Source organism: Desulfofustis glycolicus DSM 9705, from assembly GCF_900130015.1.
GTDB classification, from domain to species: Bacteria; Desulfobacterota; Desulfobulbia; order Desulfobulbales; family Desulfocapsaceae; genus Desulfofustis; species Desulfofustis glycolicus.
This window is the reverse complement of record NZ_FQXS01000005.1, coordinates 20645-44587: the sequence shown is the minus strand read 5'-3', so window position 1 is coordinate 44587 and position 23943 is coordinate 20645. Positions and strand designations below refer to the sequence as shown.

Annotated in this window: 15 protein-coding genes; 10 read left to right on the top strand and 5 right to left on the bottom strand. The window is 57.9% G+C overall.

Annotation, left to right across the window (positions count from 1 at the left end):
* The first annotated feature begins 88 nt into the window (after positions 1 to 88).
* The 4 genes from carA (at position 89) to folP (ending at position 7408) form a co-directional block, all read left to right on the top strand.
* Complete coding sequence (gene carA, locus BUC26_RS05685) at positions 89 to 1222, top strand: glutamine-hydrolyzing carbamoyl-phosphate synthase small subunit (RefSeq protein WP_073374425.1); 1134 nt, start codon at positions 89 to 91, stop codon at positions 1220 to 1222.
* A gap of 61 nt (positions 1223 to 1283) precedes the next feature.
* Positions 1284 to 4496: a carbamoyl-phosphate synthase large subunit gene (gene carB / locus BUC26_RS05680; RefSeq protein WP_073374145.1), complete on the top strand. Its 3213-nt coding sequence runs from the start codon at positions 1284 to 1286 to the stop codon at positions 4494 to 4496.
* Between the two features lie 150 nt (positions 4497 to 4646).
* Positions 4647 to 6611, top strand: a complete 1965-nt coding sequence (gene ftsH / locus BUC26_RS05675; protein ID WP_073374143.1) for an ATP-dependent zinc metalloprotease FtsH — start codon at positions 4647 to 4649, stop codon at positions 6609 to 6611.
* Entirely contained in the window at positions 6608 to 7408 is an 801-nt protein-coding gene (gene folP, locus BUC26_RS05670; RefSeq protein WP_073374141.1) for a dihydropteroate synthase, read from the top strand. Before ftsH ends, folP begins: the two co-directional genes overlap by 4 nt.
* A gap of 91 nt (positions 7409 to 7499) precedes the next feature.
* On the opposite strand, the gene BUC26_RS23560 is transcribed toward folP, so the two are convergent.
* The 3 genes from BUC26_RS23560 to BUC26_RS05655 all read right to left on the bottom strand — a co-directional run bounded on the left by BUC26_RS23560 (position 7500) and on the right by BUC26_RS05655 (position 10182).
* Positions 7500 to 7991, bottom strand: coding sequence for an FHA domain-containing protein (locus BUC26_RS23560; RefSeq protein ID WP_073374138.1), 492 nt, complete (start codon positions 7989 to 7991; stop codon positions 7500 to 7502).
* Between the two features lie 446 nt (positions 7992 to 8437).
* On the bottom strand, positions 8438 to 9319 hold the full coding sequence (rarD, locus tag BUC26_RS05660; protein WP_073374423.1) for an EamA family transporter RarD: 882 nt from the start codon (positions 9317 to 9319) through the stop codon (positions 8438 to 8440).
* Between the two features lie 95 nt (positions 9320 to 9414).
* Positions 9415 to 10182 (bottom strand): cytochrome c biogenesis CcdA family protein, encoded by a 768-nt coding sequence (locus BUC26_RS05655; RefSeq protein WP_073374136.1) that lies wholly within the window; start codon positions 10180 to 10182, stop codon positions 9415 to 9417.
* Between the two features lie 394 nt (positions 10183 to 10576).
* Here BUC26_RS05655 and BUC26_RS05650 point away from each other — a divergent pair, with 394 nt between their 5' ends.
* The 5 genes from BUC26_RS05650 (at position 10577) to BUC26_RS05630 (ending at position 19055) form a co-directional block, all read left to right on the top strand.
* Positions 10577 to 11185, top strand: coding sequence for a TetR/AcrR family transcriptional regulator (locus tag BUC26_RS05650; protein ID WP_161949801.1), 609 nt, complete (start codon positions 10577 to 10579; stop codon positions 11183 to 11185).
* 11 nt (positions 11186 to 11196) lie between these two features.
* Positions 11197 to 12348 (top strand): efflux RND transporter periplasmic adaptor subunit, encoded by a 1152-nt coding sequence (locus BUC26_RS05645; protein WP_073374132.1) that lies wholly within the window; start codon positions 11197 to 11199, stop codon positions 12346 to 12348.
* Positions 12345 to 15677 carry an efflux RND transporter permease subunit gene (locus tag BUC26_RS05640; RefSeq protein WP_073374130.1) on the top strand — a complete coding sequence of 1111 codons (3333 nt, stop codon included), beginning with the start codon at positions 12345 to 12347 and terminating at the stop codon, positions 15675 to 15677. The genes BUC26_RS05645 and BUC26_RS05640 overlap by 4 nt, the downstream gene beginning before the upstream one ends.
* Positions 15674 to 17140 (top strand): TolC family protein, encoded by a 1467-nt coding sequence (locus tag BUC26_RS05635; RefSeq protein WP_084540476.1) that lies wholly within the window; start codon positions 15674 to 15676, stop codon positions 17138 to 17140. Before BUC26_RS05640 ends, BUC26_RS05635 begins: the two co-directional genes overlap by 4 nt.
* Positions 17141 to 17318: 178 nt before the next feature.
* Positions 17319 to 19055: a sensor domain-containing diguanylate cyclase gene (locus BUC26_RS05630; RefSeq protein WP_073374126.1), complete on the top strand. Its 1737-nt coding sequence runs from the start codon at positions 17319 to 17321 to the stop codon at positions 19053 to 19055.
* On the opposite strand, the gene BUC26_RS05625 is transcribed toward BUC26_RS05630, so the two are convergent.
* Positions 19056 to 21815, bottom strand: a complete 2760-nt coding sequence (locus tag BUC26_RS05625) for a response regulator (RefSeq protein ID WP_073374124.1) — start codon at positions 21813 to 21815, stop codon at positions 19056 to 19058.
* Between the two features lie 278 nt (positions 21816 to 22093).
* On the opposite strand from BUC26_RS05625, the gene BUC26_RS05620 reads away from it, so the two are divergent.
* The gene (locus BUC26_RS05620) at positions 22094 to 23059 is read left to right on the top strand and encodes a radical SAM protein (RefSeq protein ID WP_073374122.1); all 966 of its coding nucleotides are present in this window, start codon (positions 22094 to 22096) and stop codon (positions 23057 to 23059) included.
* 56 nt (positions 23060 to 23115) lie between these two features.
* On the opposite strand, the gene BUC26_RS05615 is transcribed toward BUC26_RS05620, so the two are convergent.
* The gene (locus BUC26_RS05615) at positions 23116 to 23901 is read right to left on the bottom strand and encodes a lysophospholipid acyltransferase family protein (RefSeq protein ID WP_073374120.1); all 786 of its coding nucleotides are present in this window, start codon (positions 23899 to 23901) and stop codon (positions 23116 to 23118) included.
* Positions 23902 to 23943: the final 42 nt, after the last annotated feature.

Genomic DNA, 23943 nt, shown 5'->3' with positions numbered 1-23943 from the left:
CGATCGGACTGGCGGCAGGCATTTCCCCCTCAGCAGCAGCCGCAATACTGATGCGGTCCTCCGACCGCCCGTGCAGAAGGACGTCCTTATGAAAGCAGTGATCGCCCTGGAAGACGGCACCGTCTTTGAGGGACTCTCGTTCACCGGCCATGGCGAAGCGATCGGTGAAATCGTTTTCAATACCTCGATGAGCGGTTACCAGGAAGTATTGACCGACCCATCCTACACGGGTCAGATGGTGGTGATGACCTATCCGCTGATCGGCAACTACGGCGTCAACCCCGATGACATGGAATCGGCTGCGGTTCACCCGAAAGCCTTTCTGGTCAAAGAGTACCACGCAATTCCGTGCAACCACCGGGCCCGCCAGAACCTGGCCGATTTCCTCAAAACCTACGGAGTGCTCGGCGTCGAGGGATTTGATACCCGGGCGCTGGTTCGGCACATCCGCACCGCCGGCGCCATGAAGGCCATCGTCTCCACCGAGGATACCGATCCCGAGTCGCTGGTCGACAAGGCAATAAACTGGCAGGGCCTCATCGGCCGGGACATGGTGGAGCGAGTCAGTTGCCAAAGCCCTTACGGCTGGTCGAACAACATGCCGGTCCCCGGCACATCCTTCGAGACCGCCCCGGGATCGGCGGACGCCCTGAAGGTTGTCGCTTTTGATTTCGGCATCAAATACAACCAGCTGAGAATCCTGACCGACAAAGGTTGCCGCGTTCAGGTCGTGCCGGCAACCACCGATAGTGCGACCGTCCTGGCCATGCAGCCGGATGGGATCTTTTTGTCCAACGGTCCCGGCGATCCGGCCGGCGTCGCCGGCGTGGTCGCCACCATCCGAGAGTTGCTCGGCCGTCTGCCGATCTTCGGCATCTGTCTCGGTCACCAGATGCTCGGGCTGGCCTATGGCGGATCGACGTACAAACTCAAATTCGGTCATCGCGGCGGCAACCAGCCGGTCAAAGACCTGCATACCGGCAAGGTGGAAATCACCTCCCAGAACCATGGATTCTGTGTCGATATCGACACCCTAGATCCGGACCAGGTGGAACTGACCCATATCAATCTCAACGATGGCAGCTGCGAGGGTATGCGCCACAAACGATACCCGGCGTTCTCGGTGCAATACCACCCGGAACACGCACCCGGTCCGCACGATGCGATGTATTTATTCGATCGCTTCATCGAACTGATGCACAAGCAGCGCCGGCCGCGGTGAAAACCAGACCTGAAGAATTTCGACAGACACCACGCACCCTTTTCTGAGCGCAACGGATCTTATGCCCAAACGAGACGACATCAAGAAAATACTGATCATCGGTTCCGGCCCGATCATCATCAGCCAGGCCTGTGAATTCGACTACTCCGGCACCCAGGCGGTCAAGGCCCTGAAGGAAGAGGGCTACCAGGTGGTGCTGATCAACTCAAACCCGGCCACCATCATGACCGATCCCGGACTGGCCGACGCCACCTATATCGAACCGATCACCCCGGAGATGGTCGCCCGGGTCATCGAACTCGAACGTCCCGACGCGCTGCTGCCGACGCTTGGCGGCCAGACGGCGCTGAACACCGCGATTAAGGTCGCCGAGATGGGCATCCTCGAAACGTTTGGTGTGGAAATGCTCGCCGCCGATATCGCGGTCATCAAAAAGGCCGAGGGGCGTGAAGAGTTCCGTGCGGCTATGCGGGCCATCGGACTCAAGGTCCCGGAATCGGCGATCGTTCATACCCTGGAAGAGGCATTGCAGGCCGGCGATGAAATCGGTTTTCCGCTGATCGTCAGACCGAGCTTCACCCTCGGCGGCACCGGCGGCGGCGTCGCCTACAACCGTCAGGAGTTGGAAGCCCTGTGCAAACACGGCCTCGACCTGTCGATGACCAACGAGTTGATGCTCGAACGCAGCCTACTCGGCTGGAAAGAATTCGAACTCGAGGTGATGCGCGACAAAAACGACAACGTCGTCATTATCTGCTCCATCGAAAATATGGACGCGATGGGCGTGCATACCGGCGATTCGATCACCGTCGCCCCGGCCCAGACCCTGAGCGATCGTGAATACCAGGATATGCGCGATGCGGCGATTGCCATCATTCGAGAGATCGGTGTCGAGACCGGCGGATCGAACGTGCAATTCGCCGTCAATCCGCTGGACGGCGAATTGATGGTGATCGAGATGAATCCCCGGGTCTCCCGGAGTTCGGCGCTCGCCTCCAAAGCGACCGGTTTCCCGATTGCCAAGATCGCCGCCAAACTGGCGGTCGGCTATACCCTCGACGAAATTCGCAACGATATCACTCGGGAGACCTACGCCTCCTTCGAACCGACCATCGATTATTGCGTGGTCAAGATCCCCCGCTGGACCTTTGAGAAATTCCCCGATGCCGTCGACTGTTTGACCACGTCGATGAAATCGGTCGGCGAGACGATGGCCATCGGCCGAACCTTCAAGGAGGCCTTCCAGAAAGGTATGCGCTCCCTGGAAACCGGGCGCTTCGGTTTCGGCGGTGACGGCAAGGAGATCATGGGTCATCTCGATGACGAGGATCTTCAGAGCGGCCTGCTGGTGGCCAACTCGAGACGGGTGGCCTTTATCTACGAGGCGCTCAAACGGAAGATGACGGTCAACAAAATCTCCGAGTTGACCGGCATCGATCCCTGGTTCCTGCTCAACCTCAGGCAGATTGTGGCCACCGAGGAAGAGATCAGCGCCCGGGAGTTCCGCGGACTCGACCACGAATTCCTGCGCCGCTGCAAACAGCAGGGTTTTTCCGACCGGCAGCTGGCCTTTCTGACCAAGACCTCGGAAGATGATATCCGCGACCTGCGCCACCGACTCAGCGTCCTGCCGGTCTACAAGCTGGTCGATACCTGCGGAGCGGAGTTCGAGTCATACACCCCGTACTACTATTCCACGTACGAACAGGAAAACGAGGCCCTGCGTACCGATCGCAAAAAAATCATGATCCTGGGCGGCGGGCCGAACCGCATCGGCCAGGGCATCGAGTTCGACTACTGCTGCGTGCACGCTTCGTTTGCGTTAAAAGAGATCGGCGTCGAATCGATTATGGTCAACTCCAACCCGGAAACCGTGTCCACCGATTACGACACCTCGGACAAACTCTATTTTGAACCGCTGACCCGCGAGGATGTCCTGAACATAATCGAGTTGGAACGGCCAGACGGCGTCATTGTGCAATTCGGCGGCCAGACACCGCTTAACCTGGCAGTGCCGCTGGCAGCAGCCGGCGTACCGATCGTAGGAACACCGCCGGACGCCATCGACCGTGCCGAGGATCGTGAGCGCTTCCAGCAGCTGCTCCGCAAACTGGACCTGAAGCAACCGGAAAACGATACGGTCTTGACCGTCGACGAGGCTCTGCGGGCGGCATCTCAGATCGGTTACCCGGTTGTCGTTCGCCCTTCCTACGTGCTCGGCGGCCGGGCCATGCGCATCGTCTACAACGAAGACGGTATCCGTGATTTCATGCAGACCATCGGCGATACCGCCCAGGATCACCCGATCCTGATCGACCAGTTTCTGCAGGACGCCATCGAAGTGGATGTGGATGCGATCAGCGACGGGCAGACGACGATCATCGGCGGCATCATGGAACATATAGAAGAGGCCGGCATCCACTCCGGCGATTCCGCCTGCGTCCTGCCGCCACACACGCTCTCGGCAGCGATCATCGACGAAATCACGGCCGCCAGCAAGGCGATGGCCGCGGAACTCGGCGTTATCGGACTGATGAATGTGCAGTTCGCCGTCAAGGACGACGCCCTCTATGTCCTCGAAGTCAACCCTCGCGCCTCACGGACCATTCCATTCGTCAGCAAGGCTACCGGCGTGCCGCTGGCCAAACTGGCCACCAAGGTTATGCTCGGCATGACGCTCACCGATCTCGGCCTGACCACCGAGGCTCGGATCGGTCACTGGGCCGTCAAGGAGGCTGTCTTCCCCTTCGATCGCTTCGACGGAGTCGATTCGTTGCTCGGCCCGGAGATGAAATCAACCGGTGAAGTCATGGGCATTGACGACGATCTCGGCATGGCGCTCGGCAAGGCCCAACTGGCAGCCGGCTCAAGCTTGCCGACCCAGGGCAATGTCTTTATCTCGGTGCGTGACGGCGATAAGATCTCCATGGTCCCCATTGCCCGGACTCTCGTCGAGCTCGGATTTACCATCTACGCCACGAGCGGCACCGCCCTGTTTCTACAGGAGAGTCGCATCGACTGCCGACAGATCAACAAAATCTCCCAAGGACGCCCCCATATCCTGGACAAGATCCAAGACCATGATATCGCCTGGATCGTCAACACCTCGCTGGGCCGGCGAACCACCGAAGACAGCTACCGGATCAGGCGCGCGGCCATCGATCTGCACATCCCGTACACCACGACGATCAGCGGTGCCGCAGCGTTTATCAGGGCGCTCAAAGACATGAGAAACAAACCGATCGGGGTAAAGGCTGTACAAAAATTTGCCTGATGACTAGAATAGGTAACGGAAGGCACTCGACTTTACCGAAAGATGGTTTAATGTAATGGCGATTGTCACGGCGGCACCGGGGTGCTGCTCCGAATAAAAGAGAACATGAGCGGTACGACGGAGATCGGTTGATCGTACCGGGAGGTATTTTTGAATACGTTCTATAAAAACTTGAGCATGTGGCTGGTGATCGGCCTGACCATGATCCTGCTCTTCAACCTGTTCAACAAACCACAGAGCAACGTTTCCTCGCTTACCTACAGCGAGTTCATGACCAGGATCGAGAACAAATCGATCAACCGAGTCAGGATCGACGGTGATACCCTTTCCGGCACGTTGCAGGACGGCAAACCGTTTCGCACCATCTTCCCGGCCAATGACGACGAACTCATCCCGCTGTTGCGCGATGCCGGCGTCGACATATCAGTGAAGGAATCCCAGAAAGACAATTGGTTCATGACCATCTTCGTTTCCTGGTTCCCGATGCTGCTGTTGATCGGTGTCTGGATCTTCTTCATGCGCCAGATGCAGGGCGGCGGCAAGGGCGGCGCCCTGTCTTTCGGCAAGACCCGGGCCCGATTGATGGAGCAAGGCACCAACAAGGTAACGTTTGCCGACGTCGCCGGTATCGACGAGGCGAAAGAGGAGCTTGAGGAGATCATCGATTTTCTCAAGGACCCGCATAAGTTCACCGCGCTCGGCGGGCGGATCCCAAAAGGCGTGCTGCTGGCCGGCCCTCCGGGCACCGGCAAGACTCTGCTCGCGCGAGCGATCGCCGGCGAGGCCGACGTGCCGTTTTTTTCCATCTCCGGTTCCGATTTTGTCGAGATGTTCGTCGGTGTCGGCGCCTCACGGGTCCGGGACCTGTTTATCCAGGGGAAAAAACATGCCCCCTGTATCATCTTCATCGATGAGATCGATGCCGTCGGCCGTCATCGTGGTGCCGGGCTCGGCGGCGGCCACGATGAGCGGGAACAGACCCTGAACCAACTGCTCGTTGAAATGGACGGTTTCGAGTCGAACGAAGGGGTCATTATCGTGGCCGCAACCAACCGGCCCGACGTTCTTGACCCGGCCCTCCTCCGCCCCGGTCGTTTCGACCGGCAGGTGGTCGTGCCGATCCCAGATGTTGGAGGACGCCAGAAAATACTCGAGATCTATGGTAAAAAAACCAAAATGGCGCCCAATATCGATTACGATATCCTGGCACGGGGCACTCCCGGTTTTTCCGGCGCCGACCTGGAAAACCTGATCAATGAAGCGGCGCTGATGGCCGCCCGTGAAGGTGCCAAGGAGATCACCCTGGCTCTTCTGGAGAAAGCCAAAGACAAGATCATGATGGGCGCCGAACGGCGTTCGATGATCATCACCGAGAAGGAAAAAGAGGTCACCGCTTACCACGAGGCAGGGCACGCCCTCGTCGCCTATTTGCTGCCCAATACCGACCCGATCCACAAGGTGACCATCATCCCCCGCGGCCGCGCGCTCGGGCTGACCATGCAATTACCGATGGTCGAAAAATATACCCACTCAAAGGCGTTTCTGAAAAACTCGATCTGCATCCTGTTTGGCGGTCGTGTCGCGGAAAAACTCGTCTTTGATGAGATCACCACCGGTGCCGGCAACGATCTCGAACGTGCCACTCAACTGGCCCGCAAGATGGTCTGCGAATGGGGCATGAGTGAAGAATTGGGCCCGCTGACCTACGGCAAGAAAGAAGAACAGATCTTTCTCGGCAGGGAGATCGCCCAGCACCGAGATTTCAGCGAAGAAACAGCCCGGCAGATCGATAGCGCCGTAAAAGAGATCATCCTCGAAGCAATCGACAAGGTAAGTTCTCTGCTGGAAAGCCACCGTGATGTTTTGGAGCGAATGGCCAGCGAACTGCTCGAGAAGGAGACCATCGTCCTCGAGGATATCAAGCGAATCCTCGCCGAGTTGCGCCCTGACGTCCACCAGCCGAACGGGGAAGCACAGGGAACCGAGGCGGTGAAGAAATCTGCCGGACCGGCGGCGACGGAACCGCCCATTCCGGAACCGGCGACAGAAGAAGCCGCTGAAACACCAGCGGAAGAAGAGGCGGAAGAAAACCGGGAGCCGGGACTATCGACATGACCGACGGCCCCCGGGTTATGGGGATCGTCAATGTGACCCCCGACTCATTTTCCGACGGCGGCTCTTGTTCAGACCTGCCCGGCGCCGTCGAGCACGCCCGGATGCTGATCGAGTCAGGCGCCGATATTATCGATATCGGCGGCGAATCGACGCGCCCCTTTGCCGATCCGGTCTCTCTCGGTGCGGAACTGGAGCGAACCATCCCGCTGATCAACGCCATCCGCACATTCTCCGACATACCGATATCCATCGATACCCGTAAAGCGGAGGTGGCACGTCAGGCCCTGACCGCCGGCGCGTCGCTGATCAACGATATCAGCGCCGTCCGCGGCGACCCGGATATGCTGGCAGTGATTGCCGACAGCGACGCCGAGGTAATCATCATGCATATGCAGGGAACGCCCGATACCATGCAGGTGGATCCCCGCTACGAGGACGTGGTCGGTGAAATCTACGATTTTCTCGCCGAGCGGTTGGCAACGCTGGCGGCCGCCGGCATCGACCCGGCCAGGATCATTGTCGATCCCGGCATCGGCTTTGGCAAACGGCTGCAGCACAACCTCTCGCTGATCAAGCATATCGACCGGTTTGCCGGACTGGGCAGACCGGTGCTGCTCGGCCATTCACGCAAACGCTTCCTCGGAGATCTCACCGGTTGCCCGGCTCAAGACCGTGATCTGGCAACGGCCGTTGTTTCAGCCTTGTGTCTGGACAAGGTTTCCCTGTTGCGCGTCCACGATGTCGCGGCTACCAGACAGGCCCTGCGGATCGCCCAGGCGATCAGTCAGGCCGACTGACGTATAACGGCCTTCTCTCCCTCGCATTGTGCGCGCCGCCGTGTCGAGCACAGTCTCCGGGACGCGCTGCTTGTGCTATCGACCGCTGTCGTCAGTGGTCGCTCGTCGCGATCATAAACCCACGCAGATCGAGAAAGCGAAAGCGATACGGGCTCTCCATCGTGCCGATAGTGATGATGTCCCCATCCTTCAGGATGCTCCGACCACCCTGGTCCTCCCCGCCGACCGGTTCACCATTGACCTTGGTGCCGCAGGCACTCCCTCGATCGACCAGGTAAAATGATTCGCCGTCGACCTCGATGAGCAGATGCTCTCGGGAAATATTGAGCAAGTGTCCCCGGTCGACCAGGTAAAGATCATTGTTTGGCTCCCGGTCGTCCAGTTTGGGGCGTTCGATCCGTTCGATGCGACCGTTTACCTTCTTGACCCGCGACTCACGGCCAATCCGAAACGGTAGCCGCCTGATACAGACCATGCCGTCAAACAATTGTTGCTGCGGTACCGCTTCTGCGGCATCAGTTGTTTCCGCCTGCAGCACGGCTATCGGAAGAAAGGTTGTAAGTAATTGTTTTTTATCTATCATTTGACCATCATCGCCGGTTCTTGGGGAGCCGATCAAAGGGTACCAGCCCTCTTGTCGGCAGTGGGTCCATGATAGCTGGAACGTTGGCGAAAAATCAAACGATTTTTGCGATGAACAAACCGAGCCAGGCTTGTTGTTCGGCAGTCTCCGGTGGTGCGACGAATAGCTCCACCTCCTGTCCGGTTGGGCCGTTGCCAGGTGCAGAGGAAAAACTACGGTTGCAAGGGATAAAAAAATAGGCGGGGCCTGAGCATGATGCTTGGCGGGACAGGTGGAGAGAGGGAGTGAAAGAAGAGAAGAAATGCCCCGTTGCCACATCATGCAAAGACCCTGCTCTTACCTTAGATGATAATCATTCTTTCGGAGATTGCCGCACCGCCGCCAACGATTATCCGCCCCTTACCCGCTCCCCCGTCACAAGTTCTGAAAAGATGGCAAGAATCGGCTCACCGCTGCGCCAATAGCGCCTTTTTGATCCGCGAGCGCTGGATCATTCCTTCGACGACAAAAACGAACAAACCACTCCAGACCAATAGAAATCCGATCATTCGACTTCCGGGAAACTCTTCCTGATAAACGAAGACGCCAAGGAGCAGATTCAGGGTCGGCGCTGTGTATTGCAGGATGCCGAGCAGCGAAAGCTTGATATTATGCGCGGCATAGGCAAACAGCAGCAACGGAATGGTCGTGATGACGCCGGTCCCGACGAGCAACAGTGAAAGCGGCCAGCCGCCGGTGATAAATGCGCCCCGCCCGTCCGAGCCGGCAAACAGGATCATCGCACTGGCCGGCAGGAAAAACACCAGCGTTTCCAGAAACAACCCCTTCAATGGCGCGATCTGGGTCGTCTTATGGAGCAGGCCGTAAACGGCAAATGTCATCGCCAGCAGCAACGCAATCCAGGGGAACCGCCCATAGACCACAGTCAGATAGACAACCCCGGAAACGGCCAGCAGCAGCGCTGCGGCCTGGCCGAAACGGAGCCGTTCCCCGAGAATGAATACGGCGAAGGTAACGGTCACTAACGGATTGATATAGTAGCCAAGGCTCGTCTCGACGATATAGCCGCTGTTGACCGCCCAGATATAGGTCAACCAGTTGACGCCGAGCAGTAAGCCGCTGCCGGTTGAGACGAGCACCGTCTTTCGATCGGCAAACAACGACCGAAAGCTGTCCTTGCCACCGAAAATAGCGAGCAGGCAGGCCGTCACCACCAGCGACCAGAACATCCGATGGGCAAGGATCTGGTATGGGGCAATTGATTGGAGCGCTTTCCAGTAGATCGGCAGCAACCCCCAAATCAGATAGGCGCCGGTTGCAGCGATCATCCCGCGGGCCTGCTGGAGCTGATCGGTCGCTGTTACGGCGCCGGCCGCCGGCCCGGGCCCCCCTGTGCCATGGCCTCGATCTGCAGCCGTCATGTTCAGGACAGGGCCGACGGGCCGAGCAGCAGACCGCTGCTCAGCCAATACCAGCAGATATAGGCGCCGGCCAGGATCAACAGGATCGACGAGACGACATGCACGTAGGGGACCATCCGTCGCAGATAGCCGACGACGATGCCGCCCTGGACAAAGGCCATGGCCAGCGTCAGCAGCAGGAAGACACTGGCGGTACCGAGGATATACCAGAGAAATTGCACCATCCCGGTGACGAAATCTCCGGAGGTCAAGGCGCTGCCGACGACAACCAGGAAAATCGGAAGAGTGCATCCCAACGATGTGGCGCCGAAAGCCAGGCCAAACAAGAAAAAGCCGCGAATGCTGATGGTTCGCGGATCACCGATACGACTCGACAGGCGGACCATGACATCCAGGGATACATGCTTGCCGAGCAGCATCCAGAAACCGAGGACAAGGAGAGCGGCGCCTATTATCACCGATACCCAGGGCAACACACCGAGCAGCAGAGAACCGCCGGCCGAAACAATGGTGCCGATCACGCCAAAGAGAAGGCCGTAGCCGGCCGAGACGACCAGGGCGACGCCAACGGCACGGCCGAGCCGAACAGGCCAGGAACGCTGCTCAAACTGCTCGTCTCCGGCACCAAGATAAAGAGAAAGATAGACCGGCAGCATCGCAAAACCACAGGGGTTAACCGCCGATACCATGCCTGCACCAAAGGCGTAACCTAGTTGCAGCCAACCGGCCAGTTGCGCCAGTAGACCGCTGGCAAAAACCTGAAGATCCATCGCACCCTCTTCAACAGATATAAATCGGCCGGTCCGCGCTGACAGGGCGCGTCAGGCGCGGACGCCAAAGTGACAAACCCGTTAACCATACGGCAGATGCAAGAGAATAGCAATAATACCCCGGCAGCACATCAATCATGCGATGTGCGTCTCTTCGCGTCCACTCATCGGCATCTTTTTATGTACCCCCCATGACGGAACGTCACAACGAACGATGAAAAACAGCTCCCAATGCTGGTCAATCTTTTTTCGACCGGGGTCGAAAAACAAATTGACCACGGTCGATTTTATGGGTATACGTCATCCGCAACATCCGCGCGGCACGCCGCTTACCCCCCGGAATTCGTTTGATTATCAAATATTGCCCCCCTTTGGTACCCGCTGTCGAGGATATATGCACCCCGTTCGAGAACAAAACAAGATCAACAAACGTAAGGCGATTATCGATGCGGCAATCAAGCTGTTTTCCAGAAACGGCTACGAACAGACCAGCATCGAAGAACTGGCTCGCGAAGCGGGTGTCGGCAAAGGAACCGTTTACAGCTATTTCCAGACGAAAAAGGAGATTGTCCACGCCTTCTGCGAAGCAGAGCTCGATTTTACCCGAAGCGAACTCGCCGCCCACACCAACCCGGAATCATCCCTGCAGGAACAGTTGCTGGTGATATTCATGGCCGAATTCAAACATATTACCGAAAACAGAGATTTCGGCAGGATTTATCTGCAGGAGTCAGTTTTCCCTCGAGAGCATCATGGTGAAGCCGACCTGGAAATGCAGAACCAATATTTTGAGATCCTCTATCCTATCTATCGCGGGGCGCAGCGCCGCGGAGAACTGAGGAGCGATCTGGAACTGCTCCATATCGCCGGTCATTTCTGGGCACTCCACCTGCTCATTCTGTCCTGCTGGTACAACGGCATGATTCCCACGAAGGAAGCGCCGGAAGCCATGAAGACCCTGATCAACCAGGCCGTAGACGGCCTAAAACCACCAACAATATAGGCCAGCGATACATGAATTCTTCCTATCAACAACCGACGCGTCGGCGCGGCCGTATCGTTTTCTTCATCTGGCGGAATCTGCCCCGCCTCATCTTTCTGGCCCTCTGCCTTCTGATCATCATGCTCGCCTTCGCCATTGCCGGCAAGCGATCAGCTATCCAGGCCGAACAGGAGGCGGCCGTCAAGCAGGAGCGACCGCCGGTCAACACCGTGGTCCTGCCGGTCCAGCCGGCGCCCATCAGTAATCGACTCAATCTTCCGGGGGTTGTTGAAGAATGGGTTCGGCTCGACCTGATGGCCGAGGTGTCCGGCACCGTCGAGCAAGTCCTCGTCAAAGAGGGGCAGCCGGTACAGGCCGGCGACCTGCTCCTACAGATCGAAGACGATGACTACCGGATCGCCCGTGACCGTGCGGAAGCAACTTACTCCCTCGCCCGTGCCGATTTTCTCCGTGACCAGAAGGTTCATGCCAAAGGAGTCATTCCAGTCGCCGAACTGGAAGCACAGAAGACCCGCATGCAGACGGCCAAGGCAGACCTCGATAATGCCCGGCTGCTTCTGGAGCGGTGCCGCGTCACCGCTCCGATCGACGGTATCGTCCGCCGCCTGGACGCGAAAGAAGGCATGTTCCTCGGGATCGGCGATCCCATCGGCGTGATCCTGCAAATCGACCGGGTCAAAGCGGTAATCGGTATTCCCGAATCGGATATTACCGCGGTCAGGAAACTTGAACAGATCGACGTGCAAATCAGGGCCCTTGACGATCGAATCGTTGCCGGCAGCCGATCGTTTCTCTCCGCCTCGCCGGATAGCATGGCCAGGCTTTATCGTCTGGAACTGGCTCTTGACAATTCCGGCCACGCCATTTTACCGGGCATGTTCGTTCGCGCCGATATCGTCAAAGACCGCAAACCCGAGGCACTGGCCGTTCCGCTCTACAGCATAATTTCCCGAAACAACGAGCAATACGTCTATATCGAGGAAGACGGGGTGGCAAAGAAACGGCCGGTCACCACCGGCATCGCCGAAAAATGGCTGGTTGAAATCGTCTCCGGCCTGAACGCCGGCGATCGGGTGATCGTCGAGGGGCATCGTGATGTCGAGGATGGGCGCCCCGTTCAGGTCGTCCGAGTCCTCAGCGATGCGGGAGACAACCTGCCATGATCATCTCCGATACCGCCGTCAGGAAAAGCACCACCGTTGCGGTGCTGGCACTGGTCCTGATTATCATCGGGACCTATTGCTACCTGACGCTGCCCCGGGAAAGCTCACCCGATATCACAATCCCCAACGTCTTTATCTCCACCGATTATCGGGGTGTTTCACCGGCCGACATTGAGACCTCGGTGACCATCGAAATCGAGAAAAAGATCAAGGGGCTGGACGGTCTGAAGAAGATCCAGTCGATCAGTTCCGAAGGCCGCTCGATGATCAACGTGGAATTTGTCACCGGCACCGATATCGACCAGGCCCTGCAGGATGTCAAGGACAAGGTCGACGAGGCGCTTGGGGAATTGCCCACCGATCTGGAAGAAGATCCATCAGTCTTCGAGGTAAACTTCTCGCAGCTGCCGATCGTCGTCTACTCCCTGTCGGGGACGTGCGGTCTACCATGCCTGAAAGACATCGCCGACGACCTGAAAGACGATATCGAAGCCATCACCGGTGTCCTCGAAGTGGAGGTAACCGGAGGCCTGGAGAGGGAGATCCGCGTCGAGGTGGATCCGGACAAACTCGGGTACTACGGCCTGACTATTACCGACTTCCAGGCCGCCGTCCGCAGCGAGAACCAAAACACCTCCGGCGGCGCCCTGCACCTCGGCAACGGTCGTTTTCAATTGCGTGTTCCCGGAGAGTTCACCACTCCTGAGGAAATTTATGGTTTGATTCTTGCCACCTACCAAGGGCAACCGGTCTACCTCAAGGATGTTGCCCGGGTAATCGACGGGTTCAAGGAGGAGATGTCCCGCTCCCGTCTCAACGGACGGGACGCCGTGAACCTTTCGGTAAAAAAGCGCTCCGGTGAAAACATCATCGAGATCAGCAACGCTGCCGATCGGATTATCGATCGCTATCGCCCGGGGTGGCCGGACGGTACGGAGATTACCAAGGTGATGGACCAGTCAAAGGATATCCGGTTGATGGTCGCCGACCTGGAGAACAATATCCTCACCGGACTGGTCTTCGTGCTGATCGTTATTTTCCTCTTCATGGGCATCAGAAACGCCCTGCTGGTCAGCCTGGCTATTCCGTTTTCCATGTTGCTCTCCTTTACCGCCCTCTATATCATGGGCATTACGCTGAACATGGTCGTCCTGTTTAGTCTGACGCTGGCCCTGGGCATGCTCGTCGATAATGCGATCGTCATCGTGGAGAACTCCTATCGTTTTCTGGAGCAGGGTGCCACGCGGGTTGAAGCGGCCATGAAAGCCACTTCCGAGGTCGCCTACCCGGTTATCGGCTCCACCATCACGACGCTGGCCGCCTTTGCCCCGATGCTTTTCTGGCCGGGGATCATGGGCGAGTTCATGAGTTTTTTGCCGTTGACCCTGATCGTCACATTATCCTCGAGCCTGTTTGTCGCCCTGGTCATCAATCCGGCCATGGTCTCGCTGTTCATGAAACTGAAACGGAGACCGGGTGGAACGGCAAAGAAGGATCTGGGTGATATCACTGCAGCCGTCGAAAAACCGGTGGTCATCAAAGGCTGGCTGTTGACCGTATATGTGGCCTCGCTGAACCGGGCACTGACAACTCCCTACGCAGTCATTGCCATCTCCTTTTGCGTCCTGGTGCTGATGATCCAGGGCTGGCTGCTGGCCGTCGGCCTGCAGAAACCGATCGAATTCTTTCCCGAAATCGATCCGAAAGGCATCTATGTCAACGTCGACGTTCCGGAAGGAGCTGATCTCGACTACATCGATCAAATCATCCAGCGCATTGAATTTATTCTGGCCGGAGTGGCCACCACGCCGGACGGCAGGCCGCTCGATCCCGACGTCACCCCGCTGACCGCACTGACCCCCCGGGAACATGAACTCGCCGAGGGGAAACGGTTGTCGGGACCGAGCGATATCGCCAATATCGAGTCCATCTACATGAGGGGTACCATTGATTCCGGCGGCAGTTCCGCTTTCAGCGCCAACACACCGAGTCACGTCGGAGTCCGTTTCGTCGAGTTGCATGACCGGGTCCGCTCCTCGCAACTCGATGTCGAAGAAATTCGTCAACGGGTCAAACGTATTCCCGGCGGAAAAATCACCATCGCACAGGAAGAAGAAGGGCCACCGACCGGCGCGCCGATCAATATCGAGATCTCCGGCGACAATTTCGATACGCTCGGTGCACTGGCCAAGCAGATCAAGGATGTCTTGACCTCCATTCCCCACGTGGAAGATGTTCGCGACGACTTTGTCGAGGGAATCCCCTCAGTCGAGGTGTCCGTTGACCGACAGAAGGCGGCGTTGTTCGGACTGACCACCAACGGCATCGGCTTCGCCTTGAAAAGCGCCTATAATGGTCTGGAAGTATCGTCGTTTCGGGAAGGCAACGACGACTACGATATCACCGTCCAACTGGAGGAGAATGATCGCAAGATGATGGACGTTCTCCACCAATTAATGTTGCCGACCCCGAGCGGCGAATTGGTGCCGCTGTCGACGGTTGCCGACATCACCTTCGGCGGAACGATGGGCGACATCAACCGGATCAACAATGAACGGGTCGTCACCGTCAAGGCCAATGTCGACGAAACCAAGGTTCCCGGACCGGTGGTTCGTGCCGAAGCGGAAAAGCTGCTGCAGCAATTCCCCTTACCCCCCGGCTATCAGGTCAAGTTTACCGGTGAGTTCGAGTTTCAGCAGGAATCTGAGGCTTTTTTGAGCAAGGCCTTTTTGGTCGCGTTGCTGATGATTTTCCTGATCCTCGTATCAATGTTCAACTCGGTCAGCCAGCCGTTCATTATCATGACATCGGTTATCCTCTCTCTGGGAGGTGCCTTTCTCGGCCTGATGGTGTTCGCCCAGCCGTTCGGCATCATCATGACCGGTGTCGGCGTCATCTCGCTGGCCGGCGTCGTGGTCAACAACGCCATCGTGTTGATCGATTACACAAACAAGCTGCGGAACCGTGGCTACGCCTTGCGCGATGCAGTCATCTCGGCCGGGGCGACGAGGCTGCGGCCGGTCCTGTTGACCGCGATCACCACCATTCTCGGATTGATCCCGATGGTGACCGGTGTCTCCTTTGACTTTCATTCGTTTTCCATCTCCTGGGTCAGTGAATCGAGTCAGTGGTGGCGTTCCATGGCGGTGGTGGTCATCTTCGGCCTGATGGTTGCCACCTTTTTGACGCTGATGGTCGTCCCGACCCTCTATTACCTGTTCGAACAGAGCGAGAATCGTCTCCAGCAATTCGGCCGGCGACTCAAGGAGCTGTACTGGAAACCGTATCCGTTTTTGGCCGGTGAACCCCTAGTGAAAAAGGATTCATGATGAAAGGATCACACCTCTTCCAAATGGCGGCCATGCAGCTCGCCATGCTGCTGACTATCATGGTGAGCAGTGGTGGTGCCGCAGGTCAGCGCGAGATCAAACTCACCCTGTCCGAGGCGGTTGAGACGGCATTACTCAACAACCTCGGCCTGCACCTGAAGCAGCAGGACGTTCTGGAGGCGGAAGGGACGGTGCAGATTGCAGCGGGGTCGTTCGCCCCGCTGCTCTCTGCAGAAGCCGGTGCCGCCGGTCAGAAAACAACTGCCGTATCACCGACAACCGCCGAAGAAGAGCGGACAACCAACTGGCAGGTTGGCATCCGGAGGCGATTCACACCGGGTACTGAGATCGATCTGTCACTGAGCAACAATACCCTCGATACCGATGCTGACCTGCTGCTCTTCGATCCGGTATACCGCACCGGCATCACCATCGGTATCACCCAGCCGTTGCTCAAAGACCGCGGCAGCGAGGCACAACTGGCCGAGAGCAAGGCAGCCCAGAGCCTGCTCGCCGCCCGGACATTTCTCGTCGACGACGAAGCAGCCGATCTTGCCGCCCGCGTGAAAACCGCCTATTGGGACCTGGTTCTGGCCTATCAGAACCTCGATGTCCTCGCTCTGTCACTGAAGCTGGCGGAAACACTCAGGGACGAAACGGCCTCCCGAATCGAGGCAGGCACGCTGGCGGACATCGACATTTTCCAGCCCGAGTCCGAAGTCGCCGTACGTGAGCAGGAACTGATCTCCGGGCAGCAGGCCATCGGCGGCGCTGAGGATCACCTGAAACTGTTGATCAATAGCAACAACTGGCTGACCCCGTTGCGGCCGATCGATCTTCCCGTCACCAAGCCGATAGCTTATGACCCGGTGCAGATTCTGGAAAAAGCGCTGGCCGATCGGCCGGACCTGAAGGCCGCCGCGCTGCAGGTTCAATCCACCAAGTGGCAGCTGAAAAAAGCCGAGAACGAGCTTCTCCCCGCTCTTGATCTCTTTGGTTCCGCAGGCTTTGGCGGAACCGCCGACAGTTACGGCCGGGCCATCGACAGCTCGCTTGACGCCGACGACCACCAGTGGCAGGTCGGTCTTCGATTCTCTCACCCGCTCGACAATACGTTGGCTGAAGGACGCTATCGCCAGGTCAATGCCCGGCATACAAAAAACCAGAGCACCCTTGAGATGATCAAGCAAGAAGTCAGGCGTCAGGCGCGGGCAACCATTCGTGATCTTGACCTGAGTCTGAAAACCATCGAGGCGGCCAACAAGACCACTCTCGCCCGGCAAAAGAGCCTCGAGGCAGAGCAGGCGAAATTCGATGCCGGTCGGGCCACGACTTTTGATGTCTTGGTCGCCCAGCAGGCGTATTCCCGGGCGCTGTCGGCGGAAAACGAAGCCAAGGTCACCTACGCCCAGGCCGTGGCCGCACTCGACCGGTTGCTCGGTGTCGTCACCGTCGATCGATGATCGAGCGGTGAGCAATATCGCGACCAGCCTGTATTGATGGTGGTTGTCACCTCGCCGACCGGACTTCAGCGCACAGCCTTCCGGTTGCCTCCTTGTCCTTTTATTCCTAATCAGCTACATTTTGGAGTACTATGCCGAGAGCAATTCGCTCCAGCGGCATAAAAAGGATCCAGCCACGATGGTCACCCGAGACGCCTGCAGTCCCAGCCTCGGCAATACAACACTGCCAGAACCGTCGGCAGCGGCGGAGGCGTTCGTCAAACTGACCGGTCAGAAAGGTGTCACACTGAGCGATCTGACAACGATCCTGGCGGATGATCCACCGTTGGCCAACAATTTTCTCAGGTTTGCCGGCGCCATCGTCCCGGCATCAGTCACGCCGATCGGCTCCATTCGCCGTGCCCTGATGACTATTGGTATAAAAGATGCTCTCTCGCTGGTACCGGCACTGTCGATCATGACCCGGCGGGATGATCACGGCCTCCCCCCGGCATTCTGGGATCGTCCGCTGGCTCGGGCCTTTGCAGCCCGTACGCTGGCCCTGTTGCGCACCGATCTTGATCCCGCCGCCTTTTTTGCCTGTGCCCTCCTTTACGGAGGTGACCGGTTTAAAGCCGCCACCCCAACGGACGCCACCGTGACAGAACAACGCGCCGATACCACCACTCCGGCGCTCCACCAGCACACCGACCTGCTGCGTTTCGCCGACACCATTGCCGAATCATTGCAATTGCAACAGTCGGCCCCATCGCTGGCCGATATCGTCATAGCCGGCCGTCAGGTCCGCTTGAATCGACCGGAATGTATCGATCTCTACGATGAAACGCTTCGACAATGGCGGCGGTGGCAACGGGCAGCCCGTCTTCCCGTGCCGGACACCTTGTCAGGCTCGACCGATGCCGTCAACGGTGCAGTACCCCCGACAGACCGACGCACCGAGGCAATTGATACGATCAAGATTCTGATAGCCGACGACGACCCGTTGACATTGTTCATCCTTCGCCGGTTGCTGGAACAATCGGGAAAAACAATCCTGACCGCCGAGCATGGCGAGCAGGCGCTCGCTCTGACGTTGCAGCATCAACCGCAGATGGTGATTACCGATTGGCGGATGCCTGAACTGAGCGGCATCGAGCTCTGTAAAATTCTGCGTGATACCGATAGTACCCGGCATATCTATATCATTATGCTGACCGGTCGTGAATCTGAAGAAGAACTGCTGGAAGCCTTTGCCGCCGGAGCCGACGACTATATCGTCAAGCCTTTCAAACCGAAAGTCCTGCACGCCCGGATTCGCGGCGGTGAACGATTGATCCGATCGCATCAGACCATTATCGCCGACCGGGAAACCATCCGCAGCTATGTCGATCGACTGGCCGCTGCCAACCATACCCTGCAGGATCTCGCCATGACCGATGTGCTTACCGGTCTGCCCAATCGTCGCAGCGCCTTGAGCCGCCTCAAGGAAGTCGTGGCGGAAGCGCGGCGGCACCACAGCCCGCTTAGTTGTATCATGCTCGATATCGACCATTTCAAAAAAATCAACGATCGCTGGGGACACGACATCGGTGACCGGGTTCTCAAGCAGATCGCCGATGTCCTGAGCTCATCCGCACGAGGCTACGACCTGGTGAGTCGAATCGGCGGTGAAGAGTTTCTCGTTATCTGCGCCCACAGCAACCTTGACGAGAGCAGACAACTGGCCGAACGCTTGCGACAGGCTGCGGCCAACACCGTTATTTCTCACAACGAAGAGACGATCGCCATCACCATCAGTTGCGGGGTGGCCACCTGGGATGAGACGATGGTCGACGGCGAAGACATGACGACGGCCGCCGATCAGGCACTTTACCAAGCAAAGCGCCGGGGCAGAAACAGGGTCGCCGTTGCCGACGGTCGGCAGCTCGGGACTTGATCAGGAACGGGCGGAAACGGCTTCCGGCCGGTGGTCGAGATGATTGGCGAGACGCTCCGATTCGGCCGCCAGCTCTTGAAAGATCTCCGCCGCACCGTCAAGATCACCGTTTTTCCCCTTGCTCTCCAGCGCCAACGCCCGACGACGGACCTGCTCAGCACAAAAATGATTGACAGCCCCTTTGAAGGCATGGGCCGCATCATCGAGCAGGGCCGGATCTCCCGCCTCGATCGCCGCACCGATCCGATCCAGCAAAAGCTGACGGCGCTGCAGAAAAAGGGTAATCAGTTCCGCCAACAAGTCCTCGTCGCCGTCTGCCAGCTGTAGCGCCTGCCACCGATCCCAAACCGTATCAACCTGCGATTCCACTGGAGGACGGCCATCACTATCCACACCGACTTCCCCGTCTTTGAAGCCGCCTGGTAACCAGGGCCGGAGTCGCTCCGCCAGCATGTCCGGTTTAATCGGTTTGGAGATAAAATCGTCCATGCCTGATTGGAGACAGCGTATTTTTGTGCTGTTCATAGCATTTGCGGTCATCGCGATAATACGGCTTCGTCGACGCTGGCTCTCCAGCTCTCCAGCCCGGATGAATTCGGTTGCCTCATAACCGCTCATCTCCGGCATCTGGATATCCATCAAAATAACATCAAAGTCGAATTGCCGGGCCAACTCGATCGCCTCTTTACCGTGCGATGCAGTCCGAACCATGAGACCGAAGCGCTCGAGAATAGCCTTGGCCACCTTCTGGTTGATCGGCTCGTCATCAACCAGAAGGACGGAGCCTGCAAGACATGCTCTGACTGCCTGCTCGGTCACTCCCTCCGTGCGTTTGGCCACCCCACATCCGGAAATGGCATCAAGCAGCTGACAGCGCCGAACCGGCTGATGGACGACTGCCTGGAACCCCTCCTGCCGAATTTGTTCACCGTTCACGGCACCGGAAACGATCGCCACCAATCGCGGCATGTTTTTCGGGCAATGGTTTTTGATCATTCTGGCAAGATCGGCGCCATTAATATCGGCCAGCTGGCGATCGATCAACACGGCATCGGGCACGGCGGCACCGACCGAATCCTGAAAGAAGCGGGTCAGCACCTCTTGCCCGCTGGCACAACTGGAGACCTGGGCGCCGGCAGCCTTCAGGTAAGATTCAAAAACCATCCGGCTGCTGGCATTGTCATCGACGATCAGGATCCGGAGCCCGCTCAACTCGGCCTGCATCTTCTGTCGGAACGATTCGCCGCTCGTCTTGAACTGCAAGACAAACCAGAACTTGGCCCCTTCCCCCTCCCGCGAGCTTACCCCAATATCTCCCCCTTGGAGTTCGACTAATTGCTTGCAGACACTCAGGCCAAGCCCGGTACCGCCAAAGTGCCGGGTAATGGAACCGTCCGCCTGAGTGAATTTCTCGAAAAGGCGAGGCATCAGATGGTCAGGAATACCAATCCCCGTATCACTGACCACGAATCGCAGCAATTGTTTCTGATCGACCAGTTCAATGGATTCAACCCGAAGGAAAACCTGGCCCTGCTGGGTAAACTTCACCGCATTGCTGACCAGGTTGGTCAAAACCTGTCGAAGTCGTGTCGGATCCCCTTCGACCGAGCAGACAATCTCGGGCGGAACGTAGCAGATAAGGTCGATAGTGGTGTTGCCGACGGCATCAACATAGAGAGACGCGACCTCTTCGATTAGCTCACAGACATCGAACGAAATCGACTCGAACTCGACCATGCCCGCGTCGATCTTGGAAAAATCAAGAATGTCGTTAATGATATGCATCAGTGCATCGGCGGAACGCTCGGCCGTTTCGAGAAGGCGCCGATACTCACCGGTCAGCGGCGCATCATTGAGCAGTGACAGGACACCGATGACCCCGTTCATCGGTGTCCTGATCTCATGGCTCATATTGGCCAGGAATTCAGTCTTCGCCTGGGAGGCGGCGAGGGCCTCATCCCTTCGCCGACGCAGCTCTTCGGTGCGCTCTTCAACGATCAACTCCAGATTATGGCGATGCTGGTGTAGTTCACTGTCCCTGACCTGGATAGCATCGAGCATGGAATTGAAATGTTCGATCAAGCCGCCGATCTCGTCCCGGCCGGCTCGTTCGACCCGAACCGAATAATCACCGAGTTCAGCGATACGCCTGGCAGTTACAGCCAAACGGGAAACCGGCTCGGTGATTGAATGCTGCAACCGGCGAGCGGCAAAATGGGTGATGACGAGAAAAAGACCGACACCGCCAGCCATCATCAGCGCCGTGAGAATAACCTGCCTCTGAACCCTGCGCATACTGGCTACCAGGACGATACCGGCAACCTGCTCACCATCACGGATAACGGGGTGATAAATGTGCAGTTTGAAAACGCCGTCCGCCCTGGTCAGCCGGGCTCCTTGACCGGCCAGCTCCTCCGTCGGCGGCAGCTCGCCCAGCCGTTGACTATTCCGGCTGAAGGCTGCAGCGACTGCCTGGTCTTGATCGAAGATCGCGGCAACCTCTATATCTTCATCCACCTCCAGAGCCGCGAGCAAGTCTCCCGCGTGATTCCAGGTCTGCAGATCCGGCTGGTCCGGGCCGACACGGCTCACTGCTTCGGCAAGCACTTCGAGATGATCGGCCATAGCCCCTTGCAGAATCCTGATCTGGAAAAAAACGGTCAAGGCCAGAAACAGAATGAGCGCCGTCCCGGTGCTGGCCAAGCTGAGCAGGGTCATTTTGCGCTGAATCGGCACATCATTGAGAAATGTCGACTTCACCAGATCATCCGCGCGAGGAAAGAATTGAGTACCGCAATACCGGCTGTCTGACCGGTATGATAACGCCGGTCCACCGAAAGCATGGTCAGTCTAGCAAATTACCGGAGAAAGAGATACCAGATTTTCCAACTCCGGAAAACCACCTGCAGGCGCCGGGATGGCCGCGCACAGCGAGACCATGGACAGTGTTTCGCCGATGAGTTATCCTGCACTCTGCGGCCAACGACGATCAGCCATCACCCACCCAAGCATGTCGGGAACCGGCAACCAGCGCACCTATGAAACCAGTCAGCCACCATCTTCTCTCTTCCGGCCGTCTCGCCCAGCGAGTTGCCCGTGCCGTCCAGACCCTCGGCCACTGTCAGCTCTGTCCGCGCCGTTGCCGGGTCAACCGGCTGGAGGACGAGCGGGGATTCTGCGCCACCGGCAGGATGGCCCGTGTGTCCAGCTACGGTCCACATCATGGAGAAGAACACCCGCTGTCGGGCAGTAACGGTTCAGGCACTATCTTTTTTGCTTCCTGCAACCTGCGCTGCTGCTTTTGCCAGAATTACGCTATCAGCCATTATCGGGAAACCGCCACAGAAGTAGACAATGCCGATCTGGCGGCAATCATGCTTGAGCTGCAGCACCAAGGCTGTCACAATATCAACGTCGTCACCCCCAGCCATGTTCTGCCGCAGCTGCTCGAAGCACTGCCGATCGCCCTGGAGGCAGGGCTGCGGATACCGCTGGTCTATAATTGCAGCGGCTACGAGTCCCCGCAGTCGTTGGCCCTGCTTACCGGGATTGTCGATATCTACCTGCCCGACTTTAAGTTCTGGGACCGCACCAGGGCTCAGCGCTTCCTGCAGGCACCCGATTATCCGGAAATCACCAGGCAGGCCGTGACCATCATGCATCGACAGGTCGGCGACCTGGTGATCAACGAGCAGGGGCATGCCGTTCGCGGCCTTCTCGTCCGGCACCTGCTGATGCCGGGAGGTCTCGAAGAAACCGACGCAATTCTTGCCTTTATCGCCGCAGAGATAGGAACGGCTACCTATGTCAACATCATGGACCAGTACCGTCCCTGCGGCACGGCCTTCAACGAGCCGGACCTTGCCGGCCCGCTCGCCGCCGATCAGTATGCCCGGGCAATGGCGACGGCGAAACGGGTCGGCCTGCAGCGACTGGACCGACGAGATATCGGCACGTTACTGCAACACCTCGGCATCATCTCTCCCCATGAGGGCGTTGATTAGTTTAGTGCGCGGGAGAGGGTTAAAGCTTGTCCAGTCGTTGGCTGATAGTGGCCCCGTCATTTCTCGGCCAGCCGCCACTGCTTGAGGTGCTGGGCGACAAAAGAGATCACTTCCTGATGTTCTTCGGTACCCTTACCGGCCACGGTCATCGGTTGGCCGAAGGCAAAACGGACCGGGCGCGCCGGCTGAATCCGGCCAAAGTCTTTGAGCCAGCGGCCATTTCCCCAGGCATCGGTTACCAAGGCAATGGGAACAATCGGGACGCCGGCCTTGCGGGCCAGTTTAACACCGATCGAGCTGAACTGCTCGGGCTGGAAAGCAGCTCTCGTCGTCTGGGGGAAAATGATGACCGAGATTCCCTCGTTCAGACGCTTGCCTCCCTCCTCCAGCACAGTTTTCAGATCGTTGCGCGGGTTGGTCCTGGTAACCGCTATAGGACGGCAGGACTTCATGACATGGTTGAATACCGGAACTTCAAGCAGACTCTGCTTGATCACATAGGTGATCGGTCCATAGGGCAGCAGCAGGGACGGCAGAAGGACCGTTTCCATGACGCTCAGGTGATTGCCGATAAAGACCACCGGCCATGGCGCCATCTGAACCTGGTCCAGACCACTTACCTTCACCCTGATGCCAGCCTGTTCAAGCCGACGCAGGACATCGATACTGCTGGCCTGCCAGGCCGTCGTGTCGTAACCGCCTTGTTTCACCAGCCGTGCCGCTCGCCAAACAATGGCAAGGAATCCGGCATAAAACCAGAGAGAAGGAAACAGGCTCGGCACCACCGCGGTTCGTGCCGGTCTGGTAACATAAGTCGTATTGTCGGATGTAATATTTTTCATAAAAAATTACAGGACGTACTTTTATAGCCCGGAAACTGCCGA